The organism is Cryobacterium sp. N22, assembly GCF_002929555.1.
GTDB lineage: Bacteria > Actinomycetota > Actinomycetes > Actinomycetales > Microbacteriaceae > Cryobacterium.
Genome location: NZ_PJJP01000030.1, coordinates 104,038 through 117,323, shown reverse-complemented (window position 1 = coordinate 117,323; position 13,286 = coordinate 104,038). Strand labels below are relative to the sequence as shown.

Below are 13,286 nucleotides of genomic sequence, written 5' to 3'. Positions count from 1 at the left end.
CTGTTGCGCGTGATTGACTTTGGTATGGCTGACACAGGGCGCGAACGGGTTGAAACGGATGCGCGGGCGCGCGGACTCGACATCAACATCGTCGAGCGCCCCGCCGCCGACAGCCTCGAGAGCGCCGCCCGGCTGCTGGGTCTGGAGCCGGCCGGCATCGTGAAATCGCTCGTGGTGAAACGCCACGACGGCGACTACATCTTCGTGCTGGTGCCCGGCGACCGGCAGATCAGCTGGGCGAAGCTGCGCGCCTTGGTGGGCGTGAACAAGCTCTCGCTGCCGCACGAAGACCTCGCCCTGGCCGCGACCGGGTATGCGCGGGGCACCATCACGCCGCTGGGCAGCAGCACCGCCTGGCCGGTCTTCGCCGACGAGCGGATGCGCGGAGGGCGGGTGGCGATGGGTGCGGGGGAGCACGGTTACTCGGCGTTCGTCGACGCCGACGCCCTGATCAATGCCTACGGGGCCACGGTCGCCGACATCACCGACGAGATCAAGCCGCGCTCGTAGACGCGTGTTCGTGGTTCGCGAGGGTTCGCCGGCGGGCTTCTATGCTGGGGGCATGGCAGAAGAGCGCACCCCGACGAGTCCGGCCGCCGTCGGGCGCCGTCGGCGCCTGCTGCTGCTCGCCGCCCTGTTGGTGATCGTGACCGGCAGCATCGCGGCGGCGGTGGTTGCCGTGGTCGGTTCTGACGCCGTATCCACCGCGTCGCTGGTGCCCACTCTGCCTCCCGTCACGCAGGCGCCCCCCGCATCCGCCACGCCCACCGCATCAGCAACACCCACCGCCTCGCCGACGACGCCGGCCGGCACCGAGGTCGCCGTGTTCCTCGGCGACTCCTACACCCAGGGTTTCGGTGCGTCGTCTCCGGTGACCAAATGGTCAACTCTCGTGGCCCGGGAGGCCGGCTGGACCGAGGTCAACCAGGGCCAGGGCGGCACCGGCTACGTCACGACGGCCGGGGTGGTCAGCTGCGGGAAAGAGCATTGCCCCACGTACCCGGAGCGGGTGGCCGACGTCATCGCCGCCGCACCCGACGTCGTCGTGGTCGCGGGCGGCCAGAACGACCGCTGGGTGCTCGGTACCGATCCGGAGTTTGTGCGCGCCGCCGTCGACGAGACGTTCCGGCTCATCCGGGCGGGGCTGCCGAACGCGCGCCTCATCGCGGTGGGGCCGTCCACCGCCGAGCCGGCGACCCCGATGATCACCGACCTGGACGGCTGGGTGCAGGCAGCCGCGCTCCGGGTGGACGCCGAGTACGTGAGCCTGCTCGACCCCGTGGTCATCCAGGCCGAGATGGTGGTGGCCGACGGGGTGCACGTCAACGACACCGGCCATCGGGCGATCGCGGACCGGGTGCTGGCCACGGTCCTGACCCGCGCCGACTGACCCGCGCCGACTGACCCGCGCCGACTGACCCCTCCGGTCAGCGCGGCAGGCGACGGTCCTTCACCAGCAGCACCACGAACACGTAAACGCCCACCAGCTGCCAGAGCGCCCGGAACACCAGGTCGACAGGCGAGTTGCGGAGGGCGAACTCCGGCGGCGCGGCCGGCAGCGACGTCACGGCGCGATGCTCGGCCCGCGGTGCTGGGCTCGTGCGCCGGGCCAGAAGCAGATTCTCGCTCACGGGCGTCAGCGTATGCGGCCCCGGTGACCGCTCGGCAAACGCCAGGTGACGGGTTACTCCTCGGTTTTGCCGGGCCGCACCGCGGCGGTGTCGGCCACGTCGATACGCTTCACGCCATCGGCTTGTTCGTCCACGGTCACCCGCGGGGCCGCATCCGCTTCGCTGGCCTTGGGGGCGGTGGTGAGCTGGTCGTGGCGTTTTTCGTCGAAGGTCTTTTCACTCATGACCGGCACAATAACATGCCGTTCTGGTGTGCGGCCGAGTGGGTTCGCTAGGCTCGAAGCATGACTGATGCACTCCGCTGGGGAATCCTGGCCACGGGCGGAATCGCCCACCAATTCACCGGCGACCTCGTCAAGAACGGCTTCACCGTGCAGGCCGTCGGCTCCCGCAGCCAGGCGTCGGCGGATGCCTTCGCCGCCGAATTCGGCATCCCCACCGCGCACCCCAGCTACGAGGCGCTCGTGGCCGACCCCGAGGTCGACATCATCTACGTGTCGACCCCGCACCCGTTCCACGCGGCCAACGCCACCCTGGCGCTGGAAGCCGGCAAGCACGTGCTCATCGAGAAACCGATCACCCTCAACGCCGCCGAGGCGCGCGCCGTGGTGGCCCTCGCCGCGAGCAAGAACCTGCTCGTGCTCGAGGCCATGTGGACCCGGTTCCTGCCGCACATGGCGCGCATCCGCGAGATTCTCGCCGCCGGCACCCTCGGCGACGTGCACTCCCTGATCGCCGACCACACCCAGAACCTGCCCGACGACCCCACCCACCGCATCAACTCGCTGGCACTGGGCGGCGGCGCGCTGCTCGACCTCGGCATCTACCCGGTGTCGTTCGCGTCGGCGCTGTTCGGCCCGCCCGAGACCGTCCTCGCCTCGGCCACCTTCAAGGTCACCGGGGTGGATGCCCAGGTCGCCACGATCTTCCGCTACCCGGGCGGCCAGATCGCGTCGCTGCTCTCCGCGAGCGACACCAAGGGGCCCAACACCGCCAGCATCCTCGGCACCGAGGGCCGCATCGACATCGACGAGGTCTGGTACTCGCCTACCTCGTTCCGCGTGTACAACGGTGCCAACGACGTCGTCGAGGCGTACGAGACGCCGGCCTTCGTTGGTCGGGGCATGCACTTCCAGGCCACCGAAGCCGAACGGCTCGTGGCGGCCGGCCTCATCACCAGCGACCTGCTGACCACGACCGAATCCGTGCAGATCATGGAGACCCTCGACTCGATCCGCGCCCAGATCGGCCTGGTCTACCTGGGCGACTAGGGCTGCGCGCAACCGTCAGCTGATCGGGCCCGTCGCGGCCCGGTATCTTCCTCGCGGCACGTGGTGTTCCCGGCGGCAGAGGTTGAAACCCGTGCGGCCGGGACTAACGCGTGCCGCGGGGGCCAACGTGTGCCGCCGGAACTAACCCGTGCCGCGAGGCGGGGACGGACCGACGGAGGCGGTGCGTGGTCGGGAGTCCCGCGTTGCCGTCATGGCGCACTGTGGCTTTTTCGTTGATGCGCCGTCTCGTGGCGCGGGTGATTTCTCGTGGCGTGGGTTACTGCTCGTGGCGCACGATATGTGGCGCATTAACCTCCGCCGCGAGCACTATCGCGCGCCGCGAGCATTAACCTGCGCCGTGAGGGCGCGACCGGGCGGGTGCGGATGCGGCAGAGCGGTGCGCCACTATGACCGGGCTCACACCCCCACTCGGTACCATGCGTTGGTGGATACACCAGAACCGACCGTGCCTGAGCAGGCCAAGCGCAAGCCCCTGCGCCTGATCGTCGCCGCGGCCGTGGCGCTCGTGCTGCTCGGCGGCGGCGCCGTGTGGGCGGGCACGGCCAGCGTCGGCAACGCCGAGCCGGTCGAAGTGGCCGCGCCCGACGCATCCGCGACCCCCACCCCGACCCCGACGACCCCGGAGCTACGGCCCGGCCCGACCCTCGCCACCGTCACCGCCCCGCTGCGCACCTGCTCGGTGGCCGGCCTCGCCGAGGACTCGCGGCTGGGCGAGTTCCAGGCCCAGGTGGTCAACGCCGAGACCGGTGAGATCATCTTCGACCGGGGCGGCAGCACGGCATCCCGGGCCGCCAGCGTCCTCAAGGTGCTCACCTCGGCCGCCGCGCTGAGCGTGCTCGGCCCGGACTACCGCGCCTCCACCACCGTGGTCGCCGGCAGCGAACCCGGCCAGGTGGTGCTCGTCGGCGGCGGCGACCTCACCCTCTCGAGCACCCCCACCGGCGACGAGTCCTTCTACGATGGCGCCGCGCACCTCGACGACCTCGCCGAGCAGACCCGCGCCGCGATGGGCGGCACCGCGATCACCTCGGTGGTGCTGGACTCCTCCTACTTCGGGGACCCGGCCTGGGAACCCAGCTGGAACCGTAAGGAACAGACCGACGGCTACATGCCGCTGATTACGGCCCTGCAGGTGGACGGCGACCGCGACAACGCCTACAACAGCACCTCCGCCCGCAGCGACGACCCCGTCGGCCGGGCCGGCGCTGCGTTCGCCGCCGAGCTCGGTGGCGACCCGGACGTGAGTCTCGGCACGGCCCCGGCCGGTGCCAGCCCGCTCGCGTCCGTGCAGTCCCAGCCGGTGTCCACCCTGATCCAGCAGTCCCTGATCGTCTCCGACAACGCCCTCGCCGAGATGCTCGCCCGGCTGGTGGCAGTGGAGAGCGGCACCGGCAACACCTTTGGCGCCATCCAGCCCGCCGTGCTCGCGGGCCTGGCCGAATACGGCATCGACACCACCGGCATCCGCATCGCTGACGGGTCCGGACTCTCCGACAACAACGCCGTGCCGCCCGCGTACCTCACCAAACTGTTCCAGAAGATCAACGCCCGCGAGGGCAGCCTCGGCGTGATCTTCGACGGCCTGCCCGTCGCCGGCGGCAGCGCGGGCTCGCTCTCGTACAGCGACAGGTTCAGCGGCGACAACGCGGCTGCCGATGGCGCCGTGTTCGCCAAGACCGGCTGGATCGACACCGGCTACACCCTCTCCGGCATCATCAACGCCGAGGACGGCAGCACCCTCACCTTCGCCGTATACGCGCTGGGAGATGTGGGTGATAATGCGAAGCAGGCGATCGACACCATCACGACCGGGTTTTTCCGTTGCGGAAACAACCTCTCGAACACCTGACGAACCACTGATTCTCAACTGACAGGAGTGCTTCTGTGACCCGCGCACTGATCATCATCGACGTTCAGAACGACTTCACCGAGGGCGGCGCCCTGGCCGTCGAGGGCGGGGCCGCCGTAGCCGGGGCGATCAGCGCCCTGCTGGCGGAGCATCCGAACACCTACGGGCACATCTTCGCCTCCCGCGACTGGCACGACGCCGAGGGCGGCAACAACGGCCACTTCGCGGTGGATGCCGAACCCGACTTCGTGGACACCTGGCCGGTGCACTGTGTTGCCGACACCGCCGGCGCGGAGTACCACGCGGCGCTGGTGCTGCCGGAGTCGACGGTGCACATCCTCAAGGGCCAGGGTCAGCCGGGCTATTCGATCTTCGAGGGTGTGGACGGGTCTGGCGAGAAGTTCGGCGAGCTGCTCATCGCCGCCGGCGTGACGGATGTGGACCTGGTCGGCCTGGCCACCGACTACTGCGTGCGCTTGTCGGGGCTCGACGCCCTCGAGCACGGCCAGCACGTGCGGGTGTTCACCGACCTCGTCGCGGGGGTGGCGCCGGAGTCCAGCGAGCAGGCGCTGGCCGAACTTGCGCACGCCGGTGCGGTGCTGGCCACCTCGGAGCTCGTCGAACAGGCCTGACGCGCGCGGCCGCATCCGCCGCCGAGTTGCCGGCAAGTGCCCCTTCAGGAGAGTCGAAGGGGCATTGTCGCGCAACTGGGTGGGCTCAGAAAATTTCTCGGCTGGGTGCATCCGAACGAGGGGGTCTTCCGGAAGTAACGGGTAACGGGAAACCGACAGGTTCCCGCTCTCGTTCCACTGACTGGAGGAAACCATGCGCAAGACCATAACCGTCGGCATCGCAGCCGGCGCCCTTGTCGCCCTGGCGGGGATCGCCCCGGCGAACGCCGCAACCGACGTCGCCCAGCTCTCCGTGCTGCACGGGGTGCCTGGCCTCACCGTCGACGTGTACGTGAACGGCGACCTCACCCTCGACGACTTCGAACCGGGTGACATCGCCGGTCCGCTCGAGCTGCCCGCGGGCACCTACACCGTGGCGATCACGGCCTCGGATGCCGCCGACGCGAGCTCGCCGGCCATCGGCCCGGTCGACCTCCCGTTGGAGGCGGGACAGAACTACACCGCCGCCGCGCACCTCGACGAGGCCGGGGCGCCCACCGCGACCCTGTTCACCAACGACATCAGCACCGTCGGCGCCGGCGAGGGCCGACTCACGGTGCGTCACGTCGCCGCGGCCCCCGCCGTGGACGTGCTCGCCGGCGGCACCGCGGTGATCACCAACCTGAGCAACCCCGACGAGTCGCTGCTCACCCTGCCGGCCGGGGTGGTGTCGGCCTCCGTGGCCGCGACCGGAACCACCGACCCGGTGATCGGCCCGGCCGACGTGGACGTGGTCGAGGGCACCAACACCATCGTGTACGCCTGGGGCAGCCTCACCGACAGCAACCTGGCGCTCGCGGTGCAGACCATCGACGGGCTGCACTCGAACCCCGACGGCGTCCCGGCCGGCAGTGCGGGCCTGGTGGCAACAAACCAGCCCGGGGACAGCTCCGGCCTGTGGTTCGGCGGCGCGGCCCTCGCCCTGGTGCTGGCCATCAGCGCGGCGGCGGTCTACGGCACCCGGCGCGCCGAGGCGCGGCACTGACGGGCCGCCGAGAAGGAAGGTGCGGGTCATGGTGAGCCTGTTCGGGTGGCCTCCCGTGACCCGCGCCGCCGCCGGTTCGCTGCTGGTGGGCGCTCTGACGGTGGGCCTGCTCAGCGGATGCGCGGGGACCGGCGGCACTGATCCTGCCGCCGGGCGATTCACCGTACGGGGCGACTCCGTCGCCGGTGGGTTCGGCGGCGCGGAAGGCCCGGCGACCGGCGGGTTCCCCGGGCTGGGCGGCCCAGCCGCCGCCGGGCTCCCCGGAGGACCGCCGGGGACCGCCCGCACCGGGCAGGAACCGGCCGTTCCGGCCCGGGTGCCGTCCCCGGCTCCGACCCCGCCGTCTTCCGCACCCCCGGTGCCTGAGGTGCCGCGCCGGTCCGCCGACCTCGCCGCTCTGGCCGGCCCGGTCAGCGCACCGGTGCGGGTGCGGGTCGCCGCGCTGGGCATCGACATGCCGATCGAGCCGGTGGGCCTGGCCGACAACGCGGCCATGGCCCTGCCGGCGAACCCCGCCGTCGCCGCCTGGTACCGGTACGGCGCCGGCCCCGACAGCCCGGCCGGCGCCACCGTCGTCGCCGCGCACGTGGATTCCCTCGCCTACGACATCGGCCCGTTCGCCCGGCTGGCCGACGCCCCGGCGGGCACCGAGATCGTGCTGGAGACCGCCGACGGCAGTGCGCACCGGTACGCCGTCGCATCCGTCGACAGCGTCGAGAAGCCGGCGGTGCCGTGGGCGAGCGTGTTCGACAGGGCCGGTCAGCCGCGGCTCACCCTGGTGACCTGCGGCGGTGAATTCGACTACGACGCCCGGCGGTACCTGTCCAACGTGATCGTGACGGCGGTGCCGGTGCCATGAACGTGAGCTGGGCGCTGCCGCCCGAACGGGGTGTGCGCCGAAGGGCCCGGCGTGGTTATGCTGGTCGCACTCGCGGGCCGGTTCGACCGGATCGTGAGCGCTGAGATGGACAACCGCACCACGCGGTACCGATCCCGGAGGCAGCACGTCGACGTGAGCACCCCCTACGCGAACAGCACCGATGATGATCGTGACCAGGCCAACCTGGTCGCGGGCTTCCGCGCGGGCGACGAAGGTGCCCTCGCCGAGGCCTACGCGCGCTGGTCGTCGCTGGTGTACACCCTGGCAGTGCGCTCGCTCGGCGACACCGGCGAGGCCGAAGACGTCACCCAAAAGGTGTTCATCGCCGCCTGGCGCGGCCGGGCCGGCTTCGACGAGGGCCGGGCGGCGCTGCCCGCCTGGATCGTGGGCATCGCCCGGCACACCATCGCCGACGCGCACGAGGCCCGCGCCCGGCGGCGGCGCCTGGAACAGTCCCTCGTCGACGAGGTCGACCTCTACACGGCGGATGAGTCCGCCGACGTGGCCGAGCGGCTGCTGATCGGCGAGGAACTCAACCGCCTCGAACCGGTGCCGCAACGCGTGATGCGGCTCGCGTTCTACGAGGACCTCACCCACGTGCAGATCGCCGATAGCCTCGGATTGCCGCTTGGCACCGTGAAGAGTCACATCCGCCGCAGCCTCACCCGCTTGCGCACCCGATTGGAGGCGAACGATGACGCATCTTGACCGCGACACGCTCGCCCTCGTCGCGCTCGCCGAGCTCGACCTGAGCCCCGCCGAACACGAGCACCTGGCCGGCTGCCCGGGCTGCACCGGCGAATTGGATGCGCTGCGCCGCACCGTGCTGATCGGCCGTAGCGCCGGCAGCGTCGACCTGGTCACCCCGGCGGATGCAGTGTGGGGGCGCATCCACTCGGCCCTCGGCCTCTCCGACGCGGTGGCTGCGCCGCCGCGGCTGGCGGAGGTCGAGGTGGCCCACGGCGACCTGGCGGAGGCCGCCCATCCCGGCGCCGACCTGGCTAACGGTGACACGACCGGGCCGGCGGGCGAGCCGGCGCCCGTTGTACACCTGGACCAGCGCCGGCGCCGGAGTGCCTGGCTGCCCGTGGCGGCGGCGGCCTGTGCGGTCGGCATCATCGGCGGCATCGTGGGCGGTGCCTGGTGGCAGTCGACCCGCGCGCCTGCCCCGGAGACCGTGATCGCCCAGGCGCAGCTTGACGCGCTGCCCGGCTGGGCGGCCAGCGGGAGCGCCTCGGTGGAGGAGTTCGCGGACGGGCGCCGCGAGGTGGTGGTTGACCTGGCCGACGACGCCGGCGACGACGGGCTGCGCGAGGTGTGGCTGCTCACCGCCGACGCCACCGGGCTGGTCAGCGTGGGGCTCCTCGACGGCGCGACCGGCCGCTTCAGTATCCCCGCGGGCATCGACCTGGCCGAGTTCCCCGTGGTGGACGTCTCGGCGGAACCCACCGACGGCAACCCGGCGCACTCCGGCGACTCGATAGTGCGCGGCACCCTGGCCGGGCTGTAGCCCGCGAGCGCCGGCACCTCGCGGGGAGGGGCACCCGGGCGGGGGATTGTGACCCGTTCGCCGGGGGATCAGGATGGCGACATGGCGCCTCATCCCGCATCCGTTCGCCCCGCCATGCCCGGCACCGACCGCCCCCGTCGCCTGTGGTGGCTGGCCCTGCTGGTCGTGGGCTGGTTCAATTTGGTGTCGGCGGTGGGCGGCGGGCTCGGCCTGATGGTCGGCGACGGGATGGGGATGCCGATGAGCTGGCTCGCGGGCACCCCGTTCGACTCCTACATGATCCCCGGACTGATCCTGCTGGTGGTCATCGGCGGCACGCAGACACTCGCCGTGCTGGGGCAACACGGGCGGCAGCCGTGGTACCCCGCCGCGGCCGGTGTCGCCGGGTTCGGCATGATCATCTGGGTCTACGTGGAGGTCGCGCTGCTGCCGGTGTATTCGTTTCTGCACACCCTCTATTTCACGACGGGGACGCTGCAACTGATCGTCCTGCTGCTGTTCCTGGGTATCCTGCCCGCGTCGGCCAGGGGGCGGTCAGCGGCACGCGAGTAGATTTGAGGTCGACGACTTCAGGGAGGCATTTGTGGCGCACGTAACCGAAGTAGAACTGCTCCAGCACGTACCCAACGAGCTGTACATCAACGGGCAGTGGGTGCCCGCCGCCGACGGGAGCACGCTGACCGTGCACGACCCGTCCACTGGCGCGGTGATCAAGACCATCGCCGACGCCGGCGTCGCCGACGGTCTGGCCGCCCTCGCCGCCGCCGCCGAGGCGCAGGACGCCTGGGCAGCCACCCCGCCGCGGGTGCGCGGGGAGGTGCTGCGCCGCAGCTTCGAACTGCTGCAGGAGCGCAAGCACGAGTTCGCGCTGCTGATGACGCTCGAGATGGGCAAGCCCCTCGCCGAGGCCTACGGCGAGGTCGCCTACGGCGGCGAGTTCCTGCGCTGGTTCAGCGAGGAAGCCGTGCGCATCACCGGCCGCTACGGCACCAACCCCGAGGGCACCGGCCGCATGATCGTGTCGCAGCACCCGGTCGGACCCAGTTTCCTGATCACCCCGTGGAACTTTCCGCTGGCGATGGCGACCCGCAAGATCGCGCCGGCGCTCGCGGCCGGCTGCACCGTCGTGATCAAGCCCGCCGAGCTGACCCCGCTCACCACGCTCTACCTGGTGAAACTGTTTGAAGAGGTGGGCCTGCCCGCCGGCGTGGTGAACGTGCTCACCACCTCCACCTCCGCGGCCGTGTCCGCGCCGATCATCGCCGACCCCCGGCTGCGCAAGCTCAGCTTCACCGGCTCCACCGGCGTCGGGCAGAAGCTCATCCAGCAGTCCGCGCAGAACGTGCTGCGCACCTCGATGGAGCTCGGCGGCAACGCGCCGTTCCTGGTCTTCGAAGACGCCGACATGGACCGCGCCGTCGAGGGCGCCCTGGCCGCGAAGTTCCGCAACGTGGGCCAGGCCTGCACCGCCGCCAACCGGTTCATCGTGCAGGCGTCCGTCGCCGACGAGTTCGCCCGCCGGGTCACCGAGGCCGTCGCTGAATTCACCGTGGGCCGCGGCACCGAGACCGGCGTCAAGATCGGCCCGCTGATCAACGCGGATGCCGTGGCCAAGGCCGACACCCTCGTGCAGGAGGCCCTCGGCCGCGGCGCGACCCTGCTCACCGGCGGGCGGGCCCTGGACCGGGCCGGCACGTTCTACGAGCCCACCGTGATCAGCGGCGTGAAGCCGGGCAGCGCCATCCTGCGCGAAGAAATCTTCGGGCCGGTGCTGTCGATCGTGCCCTTCGACGACGAGGACGACGCCGTGCGCATCGCCAACGACACCGAGTACGGGCTGGTCAGCTACGTGTTCACCCAGGATCTCGCGCGCGGTCAGCGCATGATCGAACGGTTGCAGACGGGCATGATGGGGCTGAACATGGGCGTGGTCTCCAACGCGGCCGCCCCGTTCGGCGGGGTCAAGCAGTCCGGTCTCGGCCGGGAGGGCGGCTCAGAGGGCATCCACGAGTACCTCTCCACCAAGTACACCCTCACCCCCGACCCCTTCGCCGACTACGACTAAAAAAGTCTCGCGAAAGCGGTCACACGGTCACCTCAGCGCGCTGAAGCAACCACGTGACCGCTTTCGCGGACGTCTTCGGCCGGCACGGGCGTCGGTAGGCTTTTCCGGTGCCCGTTTTCGAGATCTCCGACCTGAGCGACCCCCGGCTCGCCGACTACACCCAGACGACGGATGTGGCGCTGAAGAAGGCGCGCGGCACCGAGCACGGCCTGTACATCGCCGAGTCCGCGCTGGTGCTCGAGCGGGCGCTCGGCGCCGGCCACCGGCCGCGGTCGGTGCTCACCCTGGCGAACACCCTCGACGAGGCCCGGGCCCTCGTCGGCGACGACGTGCCGGTGTTCGTGGGCGCGGGGGAGCTGCTCACCGAGCTCACCGGGTACGTTCTGCACCGCGGCCTGATCGCCGCGATGCACCGGCCCGCGCTGGCGGAACCGGCGGCGCTGCTGGCGGATGCCCGGCGCATCCTGATCCTGGAGAACGTCACCGACCCCACCAACGTCGGCGCCATCTTCCGCTCGGCCGGCGCGATCGGGGCCGACGCGATCCTGGTCACCCCGCGCTGCTCCGACCCGTTCTACCGCCGCGCCATCCGGGTGTCGATGGGCACCGTGCTGCAGGTGCCGTGGACCCGGGTGGGCGACTGGCCGAGCACCCGGCAGCTGCTCACCGGGCACGGCTTCCACGTCGCCGCCCTGGCACTGACCCCGGATGCGGTGAGCCTGCGCGACTTCCACGGCGAACAGCACGACCGGCTGGCCCTGCTGCTCGGCGCGGAGGGGGAGGGGCTCACCGATGAGGCTCTCGCCGCGGCGGACGCCGTGGTGCAGATCCCGATGAAGCACGGCATCGACTCCCTTAACGTCGCGGCGGCCAGCGCGGTCGCGATGTGGGCACTTTCCAGCTGACTCTCGTGGACCTCTGAGCCTGGCGTCATCTGTTGTTTACGCCCAGGCGTTCTCTGCAACGTGCTCGAAACAAAGACTTGCCGTGGGTGTAACACAGCGCTGTCAATGTATGGGTTACCCGACGCGCCCCCTGCGTCCGTGCAGAGAGGTTTTTCACGATGGATCAAGGCAATACTGCTTTCATACTGATTTCCGCAGCGCTCGTCCTTTTGATGACACCGGGACTGGCGTTCTTCTACGGAGGACTGGTCAAGGCCAAGAGCGTCATCAGCATGATGATGATGAGCTTCGGCGCCCTCGGACTCATCGGGGTGCTCTGGGTGATCTACGGTTACGCGATCGCGTTCCCGGGATCCGAGGGAACCGTGGCGCCGTGGGCGATCGACTGGTCCAACATCGGCCTGACCGCTGCCCTCGAAACCCCTGAAGGCGCCGCGTACCCGCCGCTCGCCTTCGTCGCCTTCCAGGCAACGTTCGCCATCATCACCGTCGCGCTGATCTCCGGCGCGATCGCAGACCGCGCGAAGTTCGGCTCCTGGATGATCTTCGCCGGCATCTGGGCGACCGTCGTCTACTTCCCGGTCGCCAGCTGGGTCTTCAACTTCGGCCTGGCCGAGGATGGCAGCTTCGCCTACGGCGGCTGGATCACCCACGGCCTGCAGGACGTCTTCGGTCTCGGTGCGATCGACTTCGCCGGTGGTACCGCGGTGCACATCAACGCCGGTGCCGCAGCCCTCGCCCTCGCCCTGGTTCTCGGCAAGCGGGTCGGCTTCCAGAAGGGCGTCAACGTTCCCCACAACCCGCCGTTCGTGCTCCTCGGCGCCGGCCTGCTGTGGTTCGGCTGGTTCGGCTTCAACGCCGGCTCCGAGCTGGCCGCTGACGGCACCGCCGCCCTCGCCTTCGTCAACACGATCGCCGCTCCCTCTGCCGCCCTGCTCGCCTGGCTCGTGGTGGAGAAGGTCCGGGACGGTAAGCCCACCTCGGTCGGCGCCGCATCCGGTGCCGTCGCGGGACTCGTTGCGATCACCCCCGCGTGTGGCTCGCTGCAGCCGATCTGGGCGATTCTGCTCGGTGTGATCGCCGGAGCGGTCTGCGCGATCGCCGTCGACCTCAAGTTCAAGCTGGGCTTCGATGACTCGCTCGACGTCGTGGGCATCCACCTCGTCGGTGGCCTCATCGGCACCCTGTACCTGGGCTTCTTCGCCAACGGCACCGGCCTCTTCCTGGGCGGCGACGGCACCCAGCTGCTCGTCCAGGCCATCGCCGCGTTCTCCGTGCTGATCTACTCCTTCGTTCTCGCCTTCGTCATCGCCTTCGCCATCGAGAAGACCATCGGCTTCCGCGTGAAGAACGAAGACGAGATCGCGGGTATCGACTCGGTCATGCACGGCGAAGAGGGCTACGTCCTCACCGACGTCAGGGCCTGAGTAACGCCGGCACCCCAGTAACACCGAGATGTGCTGGATGGTTGATATGCAGGCCATCCAGCACATTTCTG

General features: G+C 70.4%; 15 protein-coding genes. 13 read left to right on the top strand and 2 right to left on the bottom strand.

What is annotated here, in order from left to right; all coding sequences use genetic code 11:
- Positions 1–24: 24 nt before the first annotated feature.
- On the top strand, positions 25–510 hold the full coding sequence (locus CXY76_RS06675) for an aminoacyl-tRNA deacylase (protein WP_104163456.1): 486 nt from the start codon (positions 25–27) through the stop codon (positions 508–510).
- Between the two features lie 52 nt (positions 511–562).
- On the top strand, positions 563–1,390 hold the full coding sequence (locus CXY76_RS06670) for an SGNH/GDSL hydrolase family protein (RefSeq protein WP_158253847.1): 828 nt from the start codon (positions 563–565) through the stop codon (positions 1,388–1,390).
- A gap of 37 nt (positions 1,391–1,427) precedes the next feature.
- Here the strand turns inward: CXY76_RS06670 and CXY76_RS19210 are convergent, their stop codons facing one another.
- Together CXY76_RS19210 and CXY76_RS06665 are read right to left on the bottom strand one after the other, a co-directional pair.
- Positions 1,428–1,631, bottom strand: coding sequence for a hypothetical protein (locus CXY76_RS19210; protein ID WP_146073390.1), 204 nt, complete (start codon positions 1,629–1,631; stop codon positions 1,428–1,430).
- Positions 1,632–1,684: 53 nt separating this feature from the next.
- Positions 1,685–1,855, bottom strand: coding sequence for a multidrug transporter (locus tag CXY76_RS06665; RefSeq protein WP_104163454.1), 171 nt, complete (start codon positions 1,853–1,855; stop codon positions 1,685–1,687).
- Between the two features lie 60 nt (positions 1,856–1,915).
- Between CXY76_RS06665 and CXY76_RS06660 the strand changes: the two genes are divergently transcribed.
- The 11 genes from CXY76_RS06660 (at position 1,916) to CXY76_RS06610 (ending at position 13,215) form a co-directional block, all read left to right on the top strand.
- The gene (locus tag CXY76_RS06660; RefSeq protein ID WP_104163453.1) at positions 1,916–2,902 is read left to right on the top strand and encodes a Gfo/Idh/MocA family protein; all 987 of its coding nucleotides are present in this window, start codon (positions 1,916–1,918) and stop codon (positions 2,900–2,902) included.
- 445 nt (positions 2,903–3,347) lie between these two features.
- On the top strand, positions 3,348–4,772 hold the full coding sequence (locus tag CXY76_RS06655; RefSeq protein WP_233199614.1) for a D-alanyl-D-alanine carboxypeptidase/D-alanyl-D-alanine-endopeptidase: 1,425 nt from the start codon (positions 3,348–3,350) through the stop codon (positions 4,770–4,772).
- Between the two features lie 35 nt (positions 4,773–4,807).
- Positions 4,808–5,404: an isochorismatase family protein gene (locus CXY76_RS06650; protein WP_104163451.1), complete on the top strand. Its 597-nt coding sequence runs from the start codon at positions 4,808–4,810 to the stop codon at positions 5,402–5,404.
- Positions 5,405–5,597: 193 nt separating this feature from the next.
- Positions 5,598–6,428 (top strand): DUF4397 domain-containing protein, encoded by an 831-nt coding sequence (locus tag CXY76_RS06645; RefSeq protein ID WP_104163450.1) that lies wholly within the window; start codon positions 5,598–5,600, stop codon positions 6,426–6,428.
- 28 nt (positions 6,429–6,456) lie between these two features.
- Positions 6,457–7,287: a class F sortase gene (locus CXY76_RS06640; protein ID WP_104163449.1), complete on the top strand. Its 831-nt coding sequence runs from the start codon at positions 6,457–6,459 to the stop codon at positions 7,285–7,287.
- A gap of 57 nt (positions 7,288–7,344) precedes the next feature.
- A complete protein-coding gene (locus CXY76_RS06635; RefSeq protein ID WP_233199613.1) occupies positions 7,345–8,016 on the top strand; it encodes an RNA polymerase sigma factor in 672 nt (223 codons plus the stop codon).
- The gene (locus CXY76_RS06630) at positions 8,003–8,818 is read left to right on the top strand and encodes an anti-sigma factor domain-containing protein (protein ID WP_104163448.1); all 816 of its coding nucleotides are present in this window, start codon (positions 8,003–8,005) and stop codon (positions 8,816–8,818) included. Before CXY76_RS06635 ends, CXY76_RS06630 begins: the two co-directional genes overlap by 14 nt.
- An 81-nt stretch (positions 8,819–8,899) precedes the next feature.
- Entirely contained in the window at positions 8,900–9,370 is a 471-nt protein-coding gene (locus CXY76_RS06625) for a hypothetical protein (RefSeq protein WP_233199612.1), read from the top strand.
- A gap of 31 nt (positions 9,371–9,401) precedes the next feature.
- A complete protein-coding gene (locus tag CXY76_RS06620) occupies positions 9,402–10,883 on the top strand; it encodes an NAD-dependent succinate-semialdehyde dehydrogenase (RefSeq protein ID WP_104163447.1) in 1,482 nt (493 codons plus the stop codon).
- Between the two features lie 107 nt (positions 10,884–10,990).
- Complete coding sequence (locus CXY76_RS06615) at positions 10,991–11,788, top strand: RNA methyltransferase (protein ID WP_104163446.1); 798 nt, start codon at positions 10,991–10,993, stop codon at positions 11,786–11,788.
- Positions 11,789–11,946: 158 nt separating this feature from the next.
- Entirely contained in the window at positions 11,947–13,215 is a 1,269-nt protein-coding gene (locus CXY76_RS06610; RefSeq protein WP_104163445.1) for an ammonium transporter, read from the top strand.
- Positions 13,216–13,286: the final 71 nt, after the last annotated feature.

Coding starts and splice junctions, on each gene's coding strand:
- CXY76_RS06675 (WP_104163456.1), top strand. CDS start 25: ATGGCTGACACAGGGCGCGAACGGGTTGAAACGGATGCGCGGGCGCGC.
- CXY76_RS06670 (WP_158253847.1), top strand. CDS start 563: ATGGCAGAAGAGCGCACCCCGACGAGTCCGGCCGCCGTCGGGCGCCGT.
- CXY76_RS06665 (WP_104163454.1), bottom strand. CDS start 1,855: ATGAGTGAAAAGACCTTCGACGAAAAACGCCACGACCAGCTCACCACC.
- CXY76_RS06660 (WP_104163453.1), top strand. CDS start 1,916: ATGACTGATGCACTCCGCTGGGGAATCCTGGCCACGGGCGGAATCGCC.
- CXY76_RS06645 (WP_104163450.1), top strand. CDS start 5,598: ATGCGCAAGACCATAACCGTCGGCATCGCAGCCGGCGCCCTTGTCGCC.
- CXY76_RS06640 (WP_104163449.1), top strand. CDS start 6,457: ATGGTGAGCCTGTTCGGGTGGCCTCCCGTGACCCGCGCCGCCGCCGGT.
- CXY76_RS06635 (WP_233199613.1), top strand. CDS start 7,345: ATGCTGGTCGCACTCGCGGGCCGGTTCGACCGGATCGTGAGCGCTGAG.
- CXY76_RS06630 (WP_104163448.1), top strand. CDS start 8,003: ATGACGCATCTTGACCGCGACACGCTCGCCCTCGTCGCGCTCGCCGAG.
- CXY76_RS06625 (WP_233199612.1), top strand. CDS start 8,900: ATGGCGCCTCATCCCGCATCCGTTCGCCCCGCCATGCCCGGCACCGAC.
- CXY76_RS06610 (WP_104163445.1), top strand. CDS start 11,947: ATGGATCAAGGCAATACTGCTTTCATACTGATTTCCGCAGCGCTCGTC.